Origin of the sequence: Candidatus Caldatribacterium sp. (assembly GCA_014359405.1) — a bacterium.
Taxonomy (GTDB): Bacteria; Atribacterota; Atribacteria; order Atribacterales; family Caldatribacteriaceae; genus Caldatribacterium; species Caldatribacterium oleiphilum.
On sequence record JACIZN010000048.1, the window covers coordinates 1 to 13,138 of the forward strand.

At 56.1% G+C, this 13,138-nt stretch carries 15 protein-coding genes and 1 pseudogene; 1 reads left to right on the forward strand and 15 read right to left on the reverse strand.

Translation table 11 applies throughout. The features are described from left to right. Positions 1-83 precede the first annotated feature (83 nt). The 4 genes and pseudogenes from H5U36_05090 to H5U36_05105 form a co-directional block, all read right to left on the reverse strand. Positions 84-614 (reverse strand): annotated as a pseudogene (locus tag H5U36_05090) (ABC transporter permease). Further along, positions 611-1,366 carry an ABC transporter ATP-binding protein gene (locus H5U36_05095; protein ID MBC7217526.1) on the reverse strand — a complete coding sequence of 252 codons (756 nt, stop codon included), beginning with the start codon at positions 1,364-1,366 and terminating at the stop codon, positions 611-613. Before H5U36_05095 ends, H5U36_05090 begins: the two are co-directional and overlap by 4 nt. Before the next feature lie 4 nt (positions 1,367-1,370). After that, complete coding sequence (locus H5U36_05100) at positions 1,371-2,693, reverse strand: efflux RND transporter periplasmic adaptor subunit (protein MBC7217527.1); 1,323 nt, start codon at positions 2,691-2,693, stop codon at positions 1,371-1,373. After that, positions 2,690-4,015, reverse strand: a complete 1,326-nt coding sequence (locus tag H5U36_05105; GenBank protein ID MBC7217528.1) for a TolC family protein — start codon at positions 4,013-4,015, stop codon at positions 2,690-2,692. Before H5U36_05105 ends, H5U36_05100 begins: the two co-directional genes overlap by 4 nt. Before the next feature lie 136 nt (positions 4,016-4,151). Here H5U36_05105 and H5U36_05110 point away from each other — a divergent pair, with 136 nt between their 5' ends. Then, positions 4,152-4,685: a hypothetical protein gene (locus H5U36_05110; protein ID MBC7217529.1), complete on the forward strand. Its 534-nt coding sequence runs from the start codon at positions 4,152-4,154 to the stop codon at positions 4,683-4,685. Here the strand turns inward: H5U36_05110 and H5U36_05115 are convergent. The 11 genes from H5U36_05115 to flhA form a co-directional block, all read right to left on the reverse strand. After that, positions 4,615-4,923 carry a late competence development ComFB family protein gene (locus H5U36_05115; protein ID MBC7217530.1) on the reverse strand — a complete coding sequence of 103 codons (309 nt, stop codon included), beginning with the start codon at positions 4,921-4,923 and terminating at the stop codon, positions 4,615-4,617. The two genes, H5U36_05110 and H5U36_05115, sit on opposite strands and share 71 nt — an antisense overlap. 11 nt (positions 4,924-4,934) lie before the next feature. Continuing rightward, entirely contained in the window at positions 4,935-5,237 is a 303-nt protein-coding gene (locus H5U36_05120) for a TetR family transcriptional regulator (protein ID MBC7217531.1), read from the reverse strand. Between the two features lie 2 nt (positions 5,238-5,239). Further along, positions 5,240-6,685 carry a DUF342 domain-containing protein gene (locus H5U36_05125; GenBank protein MBC7217532.1) on the reverse strand — a complete coding sequence of 482 codons (1,446 nt, stop codon included), beginning with the start codon at positions 6,683-6,685 and terminating at the stop codon, positions 5,240-5,242. Beyond that, positions 6,651-7,433 carry a FliA/WhiG family RNA polymerase sigma factor gene (locus H5U36_05130; protein ID MBC7217533.1) on the reverse strand — a complete coding sequence of 261 codons (783 nt, stop codon included), beginning with the start codon at positions 7,431-7,433 and terminating at the stop codon, positions 6,651-6,653. Before H5U36_05130 ends, H5U36_05125 begins: the two co-directional genes overlap by 35 nt. Further along, complete coding sequence (locus H5U36_05135) at positions 7,430-7,663, reverse strand: hypothetical protein (protein ID MBC7217534.1); 234 nt, start codon at positions 7,661-7,663, stop codon at positions 7,430-7,432. The genes H5U36_05130 and H5U36_05135 overlap by 4 nt, the downstream gene beginning before the upstream one ends. Beyond that, complete coding sequence (locus H5U36_05140; GenBank protein MBC7217535.1) at positions 7,660-8,136, reverse strand: chemotaxis protein CheD; 477 nt, start codon at positions 8,134-8,136, stop codon at positions 7,660-7,662. The genes H5U36_05135 and H5U36_05140 overlap by 4 nt, the downstream gene beginning before the upstream one ends. A 1-nt stretch (position 8,137) precedes the next feature. Then, positions 8,138-8,761 (reverse strand): chemotaxis protein CheC, encoded by a 624-nt coding sequence (locus H5U36_05145; GenBank protein ID MBC7217536.1) that lies wholly within the window; start codon positions 8,759-8,761, stop codon positions 8,138-8,140. 3 nt (positions 8,762-8,764) lie between these two features. Beyond that, positions 8,765-9,565: a protein-glutamate O-methyltransferase CheR gene (locus H5U36_05150; protein ID MBC7217537.1), complete on the reverse strand. Its 801-nt coding sequence runs from the start codon at positions 9,563-9,565 to the stop codon at positions 8,765-8,767. Continuing rightward, the gene (locus H5U36_05155; protein ID MBC7217538.1) at positions 9,546-10,604 is read right to left on the reverse strand and encodes a chemotaxis response regulator protein-glutamate methylesterase; all 1,059 of its coding nucleotides are present in this window, start codon (positions 10,602-10,604) and stop codon (positions 9,546-9,548) included. Before H5U36_05155 ends, H5U36_05150 begins: the two co-directional genes overlap by 20 nt. Beyond that, positions 10,601-11,248 carry a PilZ domain-containing protein gene (locus tag H5U36_05160; GenBank protein MBC7217539.1) on the reverse strand — a complete coding sequence of 216 codons (648 nt, stop codon included), beginning with the start codon at positions 11,246-11,248 and terminating at the stop codon, positions 10,601-10,603. The genes H5U36_05155 and H5U36_05160 overlap by 4 nt, the downstream gene beginning before the upstream one ends. Positions 11,249-11,254: 6 nt before the next feature. Beyond that, the coding region (gene flhA, locus H5U36_05165) for a flagellar biosynthesis protein FlhA (protein MBC7217540.1) at positions 11,255-13,138 on the reverse strand (1,884 nt) is incomplete at its 5' end.

Genomic DNA, 13,138 nt, shown 5'->3' on the forward strand with positions numbered 1-13,138 from the left:
AATCTCGAGAAGGTACAGGAACACCCACCTCCTTTACCATGCGGACCCACTTTCCGTACTGACCTTTCCTTTGGAAGCCCCTGTCCCACTGAAGCTTCAGGATTCCCAAAAAGGTCCTGGGCCACCGTGTGCCCCAAAACGGCAACCCTTCGGGAGTAGGAGAAATCGTAATCGCTGAAGGAGCGACCACCAAGAAGAGAGAAATTCCGAACCTCGAGGAAATCAGGAGTTGTTCCCACCACGTTCACGACAACGCTCTCCCGCCCGAAAGTTACGGCAAAGCTTGCTCCGGTCTCAGTGGTTACGGCCTGTATACCTGGAAAGGGGATTTCCCGAAGCTCCTGGAAGTACTCGTACTTCAGGACATCTCCGCCTCCCCGGGCCATGAAGAAGCTCCCCGGACCCTGGCGGAGTCTCCCCGGAACCACGGTGAGGATGTTGGAGCCAAGACTCGTGAGCTGCTCCATGATCTGAGCCCGCATGCCCTGCCCCAGGCCCACCATGGCCACGACACTTGCCACCCCAATGATGACACCAAGCATGGTGAGGAACGACCGGAGCTTGTTCGCAAGAAGGTTGAAAAGAGCCGTCCGGAAGCTCTCCGAGAGGTTCATCCTTCCCCCTCCTCGAAGGCTTTTTCTCTTCTGAGCTCCTCAAGAATTCTCCTTGCCTCAAGCCGGTCTGTGACATCTTCATTCTTGAGGATTCTCCCGTCCCGGAAATGGATCACCCGTCGGGCGTGCTGGGCGATATCCCGCTCATGGGTCACAAGGATGATGGTCTTCCCTTCTTCGTTGAGCTCCTGGAAAATGGCCATGATTTCCTCTCCCGAGAGCGTGTCAAGGTTTCCGGTGGGCTCATCGGCAAGGACAATCGCCGGATCGTTCACGAGCGCCCGGGCAATGGCCACCCGCTGCATCTGCCCTCCGGAGAGCTCATTCGGCCGATGGTGCATCCGATCCCCCAGTCCAACCCGCTCAAGGAGCCTCCGGACTTTCTCCACCCGAAGCTTCCGGGGCACCCCCGCGTAAAGGAGCGGGAGCTCCACGTTCTGGAAAGCCGTAAGGCGGGGAAGGAGATGGAAGTTCTGGAAGACAAAGCCGATTTTACGGTTCCGGATTTCGGCAAGCTGGTTCTCCCTGAGCGAGGAAACCTCCACCCCATCGAGGACGTACCTCCCCTCAGTGGGAGTATCAAGGCACCCCAAGATGTTCATGAGGGTGGTCTTCCCTGAGCCTGAGGGTCCCATAATGGCGATGAACTCCCCAGGGAAAACGGTAAAAGTCACTCCCCGCAGCGCCTGGACCTCCACTTTCCCCGTGCGGTAGACCTTCACCAAGTTCTCCACCTGGATAACCGGCTCCATAGCCTCACCTTCTCGGGGCTGGGGGACCGACAGGGATTGGGACTCCGCGCGGAGAGGAACCCGTTTGCCTTGGAAGAGGTGTCCCCTGCGGAGCCTCAGGAGGGGTCACGAAAACCTCCTCTCCCTCCTTCACCCCTTCGACCACCTCGACAAAGGTATCGCTCCGCACTCCCAGGGTGACTTCTCGAGGTTCTGCCTGTCCCTCGGCATTCTTCACAAAGACGAAAGCCTTGCCATCTCTCTCCTGCACTGCGCTCACCGGGACAAGGAGGGCGTTCTCCTTTTCTTCAACCACAATCTCCACATTGGCCGTCATTCCTGCCCGGAGGAGATTCTCGGGGTTGGGAAGATGCACTGTGACATCGTAGGTGACGACGTTTTCGGTCGTTTTCCCCTGGTAGGCGATGGCCACTACCTCTCCCTCAAAAGTCATCCCCGGGAAAGCATCAAGGGTGATCCGCGCTTTCTGCCCCACTTTCACCCGGGGAATGTCCACCTCGTTCACTGGAACGTCCACCTTCATGGTGGAGAGATCGGCCACCACTACAGGGCTTGTTCCCCCTGAGGCACTCGTTCCACTTGAGACGAAATCCCCCTCTTCCACGTTCACCGAAAGAACGATGCCCGCAAGAGGAGAACGAATTTCGGCCTTCTCAATCCGCCGCTCTATGGAACGGAGAGAGGCCTCGATTTCCTCAATTCTTGCCCGAGCCCGGGCGACGTCTTCAGCCTTGGGTTTCTTCCGGGTCTCCTCAAGTTCTGCTTGCGCCACGGCGAGCGCCTTCTCCCGCCGGATAACTTCGTTTCGACTCGCTTCGAGCTCCTCTTTTGAGATGGCCCCTAAAGCAAAGAGTTTCTCGTTCCGGGCCAAGGCTTTCCTGGCCTCTTCAAGGCTCAGGAGGGCTTCGGTGTACTGGGCCTCTTTCGAGCGGAGCTCAACTTCTGTTGCTCCCGCCAGGAGCTCCTCAAGGTCGATTTGGGCAGACTTGAGCTGAGCCAGGACCTGGGCTTTCGAAATCTCAAGGTCCTGGGTATCAAGGCGAAGGAGGAGCTGCCCTTTCTCGACCACATCACCTTCCTTGACGAGAACCTCGGCCACCTTGCCGCTTTCCTCAGCGATAATCTCGACTTTCGAGAGGGGCTCCAGAGTCCCAAGTTCCGACACGGTATCGGCTATTCTCCCCCGGCGCACCGGGACAACCTGAGGGGTGTTCGCCTTGAGTCCTTTCTGCGGCGAATTCTGCCCCTGGGGAGAAACACAGCCACCAAGAAGAAAAAGAAGAGCAAAAAGAAGAACAGCGACACTTCGAGCAAGGTTCTTCTTCATCCGTTTTCTCCTCCTTGCGAGGGAAAGAGCGTTTCCCAGAGAATTGGCTCCTCAATGCCCCGAAGGAACTCAAGGAAGCTCTCAAGAAGTTCGTAACGGGCACTGTCGTAATCGTTCTGGGCCGACAAAAACCCAAGCTCGCTCTCAAGGAGTGTCGTTCCATCAAGTACCCCAAGGTCGAACTGCTTCTTCCGTGCCTCAAAAATTTCCCTCTGCGCCTCAAGGAGCATCTTCTTGCTCTCAAGAATCTCCTTTGCCCTGAGAACCGCAAGGTACTTCTCTTGAAGGTCAAAGAGGGTGTTCCTCTTCGCCACTTCAAGATCAAGGAGAAGGGATTCCCTCTCGAGTTCTGCCTGCTTTTTCTTTTCGGATAAGCTGGGGGAAAAGGTCCACGAAATCGCAAGGCCGGCGCTGAAATCCCCCGAGGAAGAACCTGAAAGGGCAAGGGGTTTCTCAAGGGCAACATCCAAGGACTCCTGGGAAAAGTTGTACCCCAGAGAAAGGGACCAGCCATCCCTCGTGTACATCCCCTCAAGAAGAATCTGGGGACGCCCCTCGCGGCGAAGCCTCGAAAGGGAGGCCTCAAGAACCCGCTTTTGCCCCTCAAGGTCCTCAACCGTATCGTTGAGAGCCACAAAGCTCGAAAGGGAAGTCTCTTCAGGAAGGGAGAGGGAGAACTCAGGAAGAGGGGCAAAAGTCACGTCCTCCTCCATTTCCTCTCCAAGGAGGGCGAAGAATTCCTGTTTGCGGAGACGAAGCTGCGCTTCAAGGGCTTTGAGGTTTGCCTCTGCCTCCTTGTACCTCCCCTGGGCTTCCTTGAGGGCAGAAGAGCCCACCTCCCCCTTTTCATATCCCTCTAAAAGGCTTTGTACCTTCTCCCGGTAGAGTTCTGCGGTTTTCTCAGCAAGGGCAAGCTCTCCTTCCGCTCGGAGGACATCAAGGTATGCGGCGATGACTTTCTTTTTCACCTCTTCCCGAGTTGCCTCAAGAGACCGCTTACTTTTCTCAAGGTTCACCTGAGCTTCTTCCCAGAGCGAGGCATCAAAGGAAATGGTATCTTTGAGCTCCAGGGAAAAGCCGCCCGGCACTCCGAAAAGCCCTGCAGTTTCCCTCAGGGAGATGGTGGGAGAAAAGGTATCCTCCCGAGCCTCCGAAAGCGCCGACTTGGCAACGGCAAGAGAGAGCTCGGCTTTCTTGATGTCCGGGTTTTTCACGAGCGCCACTTCTAAGGCTTCCTTCAGGGTTACCTCTTTTCCTGAGGCCGCAAATCCCAAAAGGAGCACAATCCCAAGGTAAACGAAAAGAGCGCACACCCTCCGCATTGGAAAGAGCTCCTTTCTCTTTTCTCCATTGTACCAGAGGGTAGGTGAGCTTTTTTAAGGATGTCTTAAGGATTTGTAACAAATCTGTGAATTCCTCGGATATAATGGTAGCAAAGAGGAGAAAAGAAGGGAGATCATGAACCTCGTCACGAAAGCTCTCTTTTTCTTTGGTATCTACGTTTTCCTCCACTTTGGGTACGAAGCAACGGGTTTTGAGGTGCTCCGCCCTGTCTTTGGAACGAGTGAGTCAGTTTTTGAACACCTCAAAATCGGCTTCTTTGCCTACTTCTTTGCCTCTCTTCTTGAGTTCGCCCTTCTTCGGAAGCACCCTCTCCGTCCCCGGGGATTCTGGCCCTCAAGGCTTCTTGCCACCTGGTCCATTCCCTGGGCCATGGCCTCCGTCTGGTACCTGGCTCAGGCTGTTACGGAAAGCCCTCTTCCCCTGCCCCTTGAACTCACCTGGGCTTTCGCGGTGACTTTCCTTTCGGGAATCCTTGGGGGAACCATCGAGCGGGGGATTGAGGACATCTGGTTCCTGCCAGGGACCAGGGGAGTACTCCTTCTCCTTTTTCTTGTGTCCCTCGTCTTCTTCGTCTCCTTTACCTACCGGGCTCCCCAGATTGACCTCTTTGCGATTCCTGAGCCCTTGCACAGCGGGGGCGGGCGATGACGATATCGGCGGCCTGGAGCAGTGCCTCGAGCATGTCAATTTGAGTCTGGGGATTCTCAAGCTCCAGGCGGGCGAAAACCTCTCCCTGTTCCCGAGAAACGTACTTTGGGGGGAGCGAACGAAGCGCCAGGGCAAGAACATCCTCCTGGCACTGGGGACAAGGGCAGAGGTCCTTCTTCACCGCGTACACTTCCGGTAAGAGCCTTCGAAGGGCATCTTCAAGGATGTTCTTGAGCATTCCCCCTCACCTCAGGCCGTTGTGTCGATGAAGTGGCCAAGGTCCTTTTCCACTTCCTGTTTTTCTCGCGTTTTTCGAGCATCTCCAGAGGTGCCTCGTCTCTCTTCCTCTCTCTTTCTTCTCTCCTTCTTCCACTCGGCTCGAGCAGACTGTGGTGGAGAGGGTACCGTTTCTTCCGCTCTCTGGGTTTCCCTGGCAAGTTCCTGAGCAAAAACCTGGCTCTGGGCTTCTGGTGCCCCTTCCTGAACCCGTTGCACCCGGGCAACCTCTGGCGCCCGAGTCACGATGTTCTGCATGTGCACCGGGTCAACCATGGTTACCTCTCCTTTACTCGAGGACGCTCGAAAGACCCAATGACTACATCCTTATCCTTCTCATAGAAAGAGGCGTACACAATTTCATCCCGGACGATGTAGGTGGACCTTCCAATGGTGATGCGCACCTGGGGGTACACCTTTTCCTCCACGAGCACCTTACCCTCGTGCTTTTCAAAAATCTCTTCAATCTCTGCAAGTCGCTCGGTGTATATCTTCTCTTGCTCCCTGGCAAGCTCGTAACTCTCCTTGGCTTTCTTCACCGCCTCAAGGAGCTTCGGCTCAAGGCACGCTCCGCTTTTCTGCTTGCGCCAGGCAAGCTGGAAAACCTTTTCCGCCTCCTGGAGTACCTCCCGGACCTTCTTGAGGTTCTCCCGGATTCTCCGGTACTCCTCTTGAATTTCAGGGTCAATGCCCACGCTGACTTCTGTTCTCGTCCCCATGGGAGAGCCAAGAACCTTTACCCAGACGAGATTCCCCGCCCTTGCCACCCCTCCCGCAAGGATTCCCTTCCTTCCCCGAACGATGATGTTCCTTCCAGCTGAGAGGAAACTGTGGAGCACTGCTTCCTCCACAATGATGTCTTCCTGAGCCTTTACCGTGGCACTCTCTATGACTTTCGCGAAGACGCTTCCTCCTGCCTCAACGAGACCTTTCTCCCCTCCGAAGAATCCCCCTCGAATCCGGACGTTCCCTTGAGCGCGCACCGTTGCCGCTTCAATGCCCTCCCATACCTCCACATCTCCCTCGGACTCCACCGTGAACCCAGAGCGCACCGTCCCCCGGATAACCACCGAACCCACAAAACGAACGTCTCCGGTGGCCGGTCCCACATCCCCATCGATTTCAAAAAGGGGAAGAACAGATAAGGTCCTTCCCACCACCACCGGACGCCCTGAGACCTTCGCCACGGCAATTCTCCCGTCCTCAAGAACCTCGACGTTTTTTCCCGCCCGAATCTTTGCCGGTCGTCCGGGAGGGGCGGGAACCTCCTTTCCAAAAACGTTCTTCCCAGGGATTCCTTCCCCTGGAGGGAGAACCTCGGCAAGAACGTCCCCGGCATGGACCTCAGGAATGCGGAGGATACCAAAGAGGTCCTTTTGGCTCTCCGGCTCTTCGACGAAATCCCTGCGGACCTCCTCCTCAAAGAGGTACCGCACTTCGCCGTCCTTTCCCCGCTGCGGTCGGACTCCCTCGGCGACAAGGTGGTGCCCCGAAGAGGTCAAAAGGAGCTTCCCCTGAGTTTTTGCCTCTTCCGTGAGCCCAAAAACGATGCCTTTCCGCCTCAGGTACTCTTCGAGTTCCTCATACGGCGCAAGGTCCTCAGAAGAAAGGGGCTTCTTGACGACGATTTCTGCCCGCATACCGTCGGTAGGCACAAGGAGCTGGAAGAAACCGTCTCGCTCCAAACCGTCAAGGGGTCTTTTTTCTCTTCCTTCGTTCTCCAACCTTTTCTCCCCCCCATTCTCCTAAGCGAACTCGAAGGTGGAGAAGGGTTCTTGTGAGAACCTGCGAAACCCTCCCCTCACTCAGAGAGAGAATCTCTCCAATTTCCCGAAGCGTGAGGCCTTCAAAGTAGTAGAGGCTCAGGATGAGCCGCTCCCGTTCGGGTAACTCATCAATGAGTTTCCCAAGGTACTCAAGGAGCTCCCGATCCTCAAGGATACCTGCAGGATCGGGAGCTTCGAGAGTCTCCTCCCCAGAAAGCACTTCCTCTCCCTCAAAAAAGAGCGCAGGTTTCCCCCGCTCCACAAGCCAGGTAATCTCCCGGAGGGAAAACCCTGTGACTTCCGAGAGATCCTCAAGGGTTGGTTCCTTCCCCTTTTCCGCTTCCCACCTCCGCCAGGCTTCAAGGATACGCCGAAGGTCCTGACGTTCCCCCCGGGTCAGAGGATCGAGGCTACGGAGGTAATCAAGAACCGCTCCCCGAATGCGGGAAAGAGCGTACGTCTCAAAACGCACCCCTTTCTGGGGCTCGAACCGGTCAAGAGCCTGGATGAGCCCCAGGATTCCGTACCCCTCAAGGTCCTCCCGGTCAACGTAGGGGGGGAGAGCGTAGAGGATGCGGCCCACAACGATCCGCACAAGGTAGAGGTAGTGCTCCAGGAGTTTCTCCCGAGCGGAGCGGTCGCCCCTCTCGAGGAAATCCCGCCAGAGCTTCTCAAGATCCCCAGGCTTCTCAAGAGTACGCATCATGAGCTCTCACCTGACTCGTTCTGAGGCACACCGTGCCGCATAATCCAGAAAAAGTACGCAAAAAGGAGTCCATACACCACCCCAAAAAGAATCGGAAGCCGCACCGCCAGAGCAAAGAGACTCATCCCCCGGAATACCCCCCACACGGCGTACCCCAGAGTGAACGCCCATGCCCCAAGGAGGGCAAAAAGTTGAGCAACGCTTCTCCGGCGCTTACCTTCATCCCTCATATCACGATGACGTCTCTTCCGAGGACTTTAACCTCAAGCCTCCCATCCTCAACGTAGAAGAAAATGCTCCGCCCCCGGCTTCCCCCGACATCTTCACCCTTCAGGGGGATTCCCAAAGTTTTGAGGGCCTCCCGAACGGCATCGGCATTGCGCTTGCCGATATCAAAGAGCGTATCCGCTCCTGAGAACATCTTCGCCCCACCGGATATTTTGGCCAGGATATTCCGGCGGCTTGCCCCTGCTTTCTCAACCTCAGCAAGGAGCGCAGGAACGGCGGTATCCGCAAACTTAAAGGGATTGCTCTGGCCGGGAATGTGCTCTGGGAGGAGCACATGGACCATGCCTCCGATGCGCCGCATCGGATCGTACAGGCACACACCTATGCAGGAACCAAGCCCAAGAATACAGAGAATATCCTCCGGGTCGTTGCTCACCCGGTACTCCGCCATGCCAACGGTGATTTTCCGTGCCATACTACACAACTCCCAGAGCCTGGAGCATGATTTCAAGGGACCCTGTGTCGGGAATGAGCATGAAGTACCCCGTGATGCGGTCCTCTTCTTCCACAAAAACCGTCTCGATGAGGAGGGCGTAGTCGCTGTGCTGGGAAATTTCGATGAGCACGATGTCCACAATCGCTCCCGCCATATCCACGGCAATTGCAGGGACCGAGTGGTTGAGGTGCAGTCCTGTGAAATCGGCAAGGGCCGAGAGGTACGAGGAGGAGAGAATGTTCCCGATTTCCCCCATGGCCGAAGAGGAGAGCTCGTCCATCTCAAGAATCTGTTCCCGGGAAGGAGCCATGTCCCCAAGGAGGATGCGCATGATTTTCAGGGCATCGTCAATGGTCATAACAAAGAGGATATGCCCGGTGAGCGACCCAAAAACGCTCAGGTACACCCCGAGAACCTCTTTTTCCGGACCTCCAAGCCATTCGGGAACCTCCTTGAGGGGAATCACCCGCACAAGCGGCACTTCCATGTTGACCCGTTTCCCCACCATCTTGGAGAGTGCCGTTGCCGCATTCCCTGCCCCGATGTTCCCAATCTCCTTTAAGGCGTCAAGCTGCATCTCGTTCAAATCTTCAAAGAAGACCATCGCTCACCCCTTCCCCTCTTTCCGGTAAAAGAACGGCATAACGTACCGGAGGTCGAACTTTGCCGGGTTCGCAATTCGCTCGGTACTCCCAATCCAGAGGTACCCTCCAGGCCGGAGTGCTTGAGCAAGCTTCGAAAAAGCCACGTCTTTTGCCCGATCCTCGAAGTAAATGACTACGTTCCGGCACACCACAAGGTCAAAGGTTTCACGCACCGGGTCTTGAAGAAGGTCGTGCCTCTCAAAGACGACTCTCCGCTTGAGCGAAGAGACAACCGCGAAACGGCCGTCCTCTCTTTTCTCAAAGTACTTTTCAAAGTATGAGGGAGGGACGTTCTGGAGGTACTGCACCGTGTAGACCCCTCGCCGTCCTTCCTCGAGGGCATCCTCATCGATGTCGGTAGCCCAGATTTGGTAGGGTTTTCTGATATTCATTTCCTCAAGGAGCATGGCAATGGAGTACGCCTCACTCCCCACTGAACAGCCGGCACTCCAGATTCGAAAAAGCGCTCCCGCTCCGGGGAGAATCTCGGGAATGACTTTCGTCCGAAGGTCCTCAAAACGCTCGGGATTCCGGAAGAACTCTGAAACGTTAATGGCGAAGCGGTTCTTGAAATCCTCAAGGACTTTCGGGTCGGTCTCTAAAAGCCGCACGTACTCGGGAACGCTTTGGGCTCCTGCCCGGAGCATGATGAAGTGGAGGCGCCGACGGAGCTGGTTCTCCTTGTAGTAGGAGAGGTCAATACCGGTGAGCTTTCGAACGGCGTTCCTCAAAAGAACAAGGTCTTCAGCGCGTATCGTCTCCACAGCGATCCCACTCCACAATGGCTTTTCCGATTTCCTCTATGGGGAGGACGAAGTCCGCAAGGCCTTCCTCGATAACTGCCTTGGGCATGCCAAAAATGAGGGAGGTCTTCTCATCCTGGGCAATCACCGTTCCGCCAGCTTTTTTGAGCTTCCGGCATCCCTCAAGGCCGTCCTTCCCCATCCCTGTGAGGATTACGGCCAGAACGCGGCTGCCGAAAACGTCCACAAGGGACGAGAGGGAAATATCCGCACAGGGTTTCAAGCCCTTCAGGGGAGGGCCATCATCAAGAACCAGGCGTCGGTCTCCGTTCACGAGGAGATGCTTCCCCCCCGGGGCAAGGAAGGCATGGTTTTTGAAAATCGCCTCCCCACCCTGGGCCTCCTGCACCGGAAAGGGAGCAAGGTCGCTCAGACGATCGGCAAGGCTCTTCGTGAACCCCGGAGGCATGTGCTGCACGAGCACCATGCCGCTACTTGTAAGGGGTGAAAGACCCTGCATGAGAATCTGGAGGGCTTTGGGTCCCCCGGTGGAAGAGGCCACAAAAACGACACGCTGGGACTCTTCCTTGGTTTCCTCCCCATGGAGACGTTTCTTGAGAACTCCTCCCGGAAGGCAGCACGCTCTTACCCGTTCCAGGGGAATGGCACTCACCGATTTCACCTTCTGGATGATTTCTTCCTTCTTCCGGTCGATATCAAGGGAAATGGACCCTGAGGGCTTGGGAATGAAATCAAGGGCTCCCCGCTCCAGAGCCTGCATCGTCACCTCGCTCCCCTCCTGGGTAAGAGCACTGAGCATGATAACCCGAAGGGGCTCCCGCGAAAGGGCCCGCTCGAGGAACTCGAGTCCATTGAGGCGCGGCATCTCCACATCAAGGAGCACCACATCGGGCCTCACCTGAGGAATAAGCTCCAGAGCCTCCTCTCCATCCCGGGCCAGGGCAACCACGCTGATTTCAGGGTCTGTCTCTAAGAGGTCCTTCACCATCCGCCGCATGAAGACCGAGTCATCTACCACCATTACCCGAATGGGTTTCATTTCTTGAGTAGCCCCTTTCTCCGAAGCTCGACCTGTTTTTGGAAAATGTACTTGATGATGCTCTCCCGATCCTGATTGGCAATTTCGCTGAACTGGAAGGCGTAGAGGCCGGGACCGTCCTTTCGCACCACCTGAGCCCGACCGACAATGTCCCTCCCATCAAGAGAAAGGAGGAAAAGGAGCTCTTCCCGGTGCTCGAAGACGTCTTTACCCTCCCGAAGCTGCACGAGCATGCCCCCACCACTTATGTTCTTTGTGGTCCCGGAGAAAGCCTTTTCGCCCTTTTTGAGGAGCACCGGAAGCGCCGCCTCAAAGCGAACGTAGTTCCGCCGTTGCTTGCGAACAACCTCCTGAGGCACCGCAAAGACGACGTAGGCAATGTTTCCCTTTTTCACCCGATCCTTTACCTTCCCCTCGAAGAAGAAGACCTCGTTCTCTCCGACGACGTACACCTCGACGCTCTCCCCGATGCTCACCGGAACAAGAGTCCCCCGTTCCTGAGGCGCTGCAAACCAGAGAGCATCCTGGTTTACAAATTCAATGCGGCTTGGGTAGTACGTGACTTCGAATTCCCCTTTTTCGTTTCGCCTGCGGATTCCAAGGCTTGCCTTTCGGTTAGGCCGGAAAATCCGCTCAAGTTCCATGATCCTTCATTCCTCTTCCTTCACAACCCCCTCCACCCGAACCTCCACGTCCTTCGGAACCTCTTCAAAAGCAAGCACCACAATCTGGGGAATGGAACCGGCAAAAAGGTTCCGAATGTTCCTCCTCATTTTACCAGGAACAAGGAGAATTGGGAAATGGCCAAGACTTGCCATTTCTTCTGCACGCTTTGAGAGCGCTCCAAGAATTTTCCGGAAGCGCTCTGGAGAGAGCACTTCTTCTCCACCAAAAACCCGGCCCAAGAAGGCTTCAAGATGAGCATCAAGGGTGAGCACATGGAGTTTTCCGTCATCCCCAAGGTACTGACGGGTGATGCTTCGACCCAGGCGCCTCCGCGCCGCCTCGATGAGCTCTTCGATGCTCTTTGCCTGACGGACTGAGTCGGCCAAAGCCTCAAGAATGAGGACAAGATCCCGAATGGGAACCTGCTCTGAAAGTAAACCCTGGAGCACCTTTTGAATGTCACCCAGGGATAACGCATGAGGAATGAGCTCATCCACCACCGCCTGGTTCACCCTTTTCACCTGGTCGATGAGGAGCTGCACGTCCTGGCGGGTGAGAAGTTCAGCAGCGTGGGCTTTAAGGGTCTCTGAAAGGTGCGTGATGAGGACCGACTCGGCGTCAACGAGAGTGAATCCGGCAATTTCTGCCACCTCCTTCTGCGCCTCCCCCACCCAGTAGGCGGGAAGGTTGAACGCCGGCTCCCGGGTGGGTATCCCCTCGATGGGGACCGCTTCACCCTGAGGGTGGATGGCAAGGTAATGGCGGGGGAGAATTTCCCCCTGGGCAACCTCAACACCCCGGATTTTGATCACATACTGGTTCGGCCGAAGGCGCAGGTTATCCCGCACTCGAATCGGAGGAACCACAAAGCCCTTTTCCTTGGCCATGCTGATGCGCATCTGAGTGATTCGCTCAAGAAGTGTTCCTCCACTCTGGGGGTCCACAAGGGGGACCAAGGCGTACCCGATTTCAAGTTCCACCGGGTCCACCTCGATGAGGCGGACAATCTCCTCAGGGGTTTTGGGGAGCTCTTCTTTCTTTGGGGGTTCCGGCGGTTCTTTCCTGGGTTTTTCTCTCCCCTGAACGAGGAAGAATGCCCCCGCAGCACCTGCAAGGAGGAAAAAGGGCACCTTGGGGAGCCCGGGAATCACTCCCAGGAAAAGGAGGAGGAGTGCTGTGAGGAGCACGGCCCTTGGAATTTGCGTGAGCTCCCGGGCGACATCCTGTCCGAGATTTTCTTCACTTGCTGCCCGGGTGACGATGAGGCCGCTTGCCGTGGAAATGAGAAGGGCCGGAATCTGAGCCACAAGGCCATCTCCTACCGTCAAGAGGGCGTAGGTCTGCAGAGCCTCCTGGAGGGCAAGGCCCCGCTGGACCAACCCAACGATAATACCTCCAAGGAAGTTGATGAGGGTTATGATGAGGCCCGCTATGGCATCACCTCGAACGAATTTACTCGCTCCGTCCATGGCTCCGTAGAAATCCGCCTGCCTTTCGATTTCCCTGCGCCGGCGTCGGGCTTCCGCCTCATCGATGAGCCCGGCGTTGAGGTCTGCGTCGATACTCATTTGCTTGCCCGGCATGGCATCGAGGGTGAAACGGGCAGCCACCTCGGCAATACGGTTTGCCCCATTGGTGATAACCACAAACTGAATGATAACCAGGATGAAGAAGATGATGAATCCGACGACGTAGTTCCCCCCAACGACGAACTGCCCGAAGGCAGCAATGAGTTTCCCGGCATACCCCTGGAGGAGAATGAGACGAGTCGTGGAAATGTTCAGGGCAAGACGAAAGAGGGTGGCAAAAAGGAGGAGAGACGGAAAAACTGAAAACTGCAGGGGGTTCGTGATGTAGGTCGTCACAAG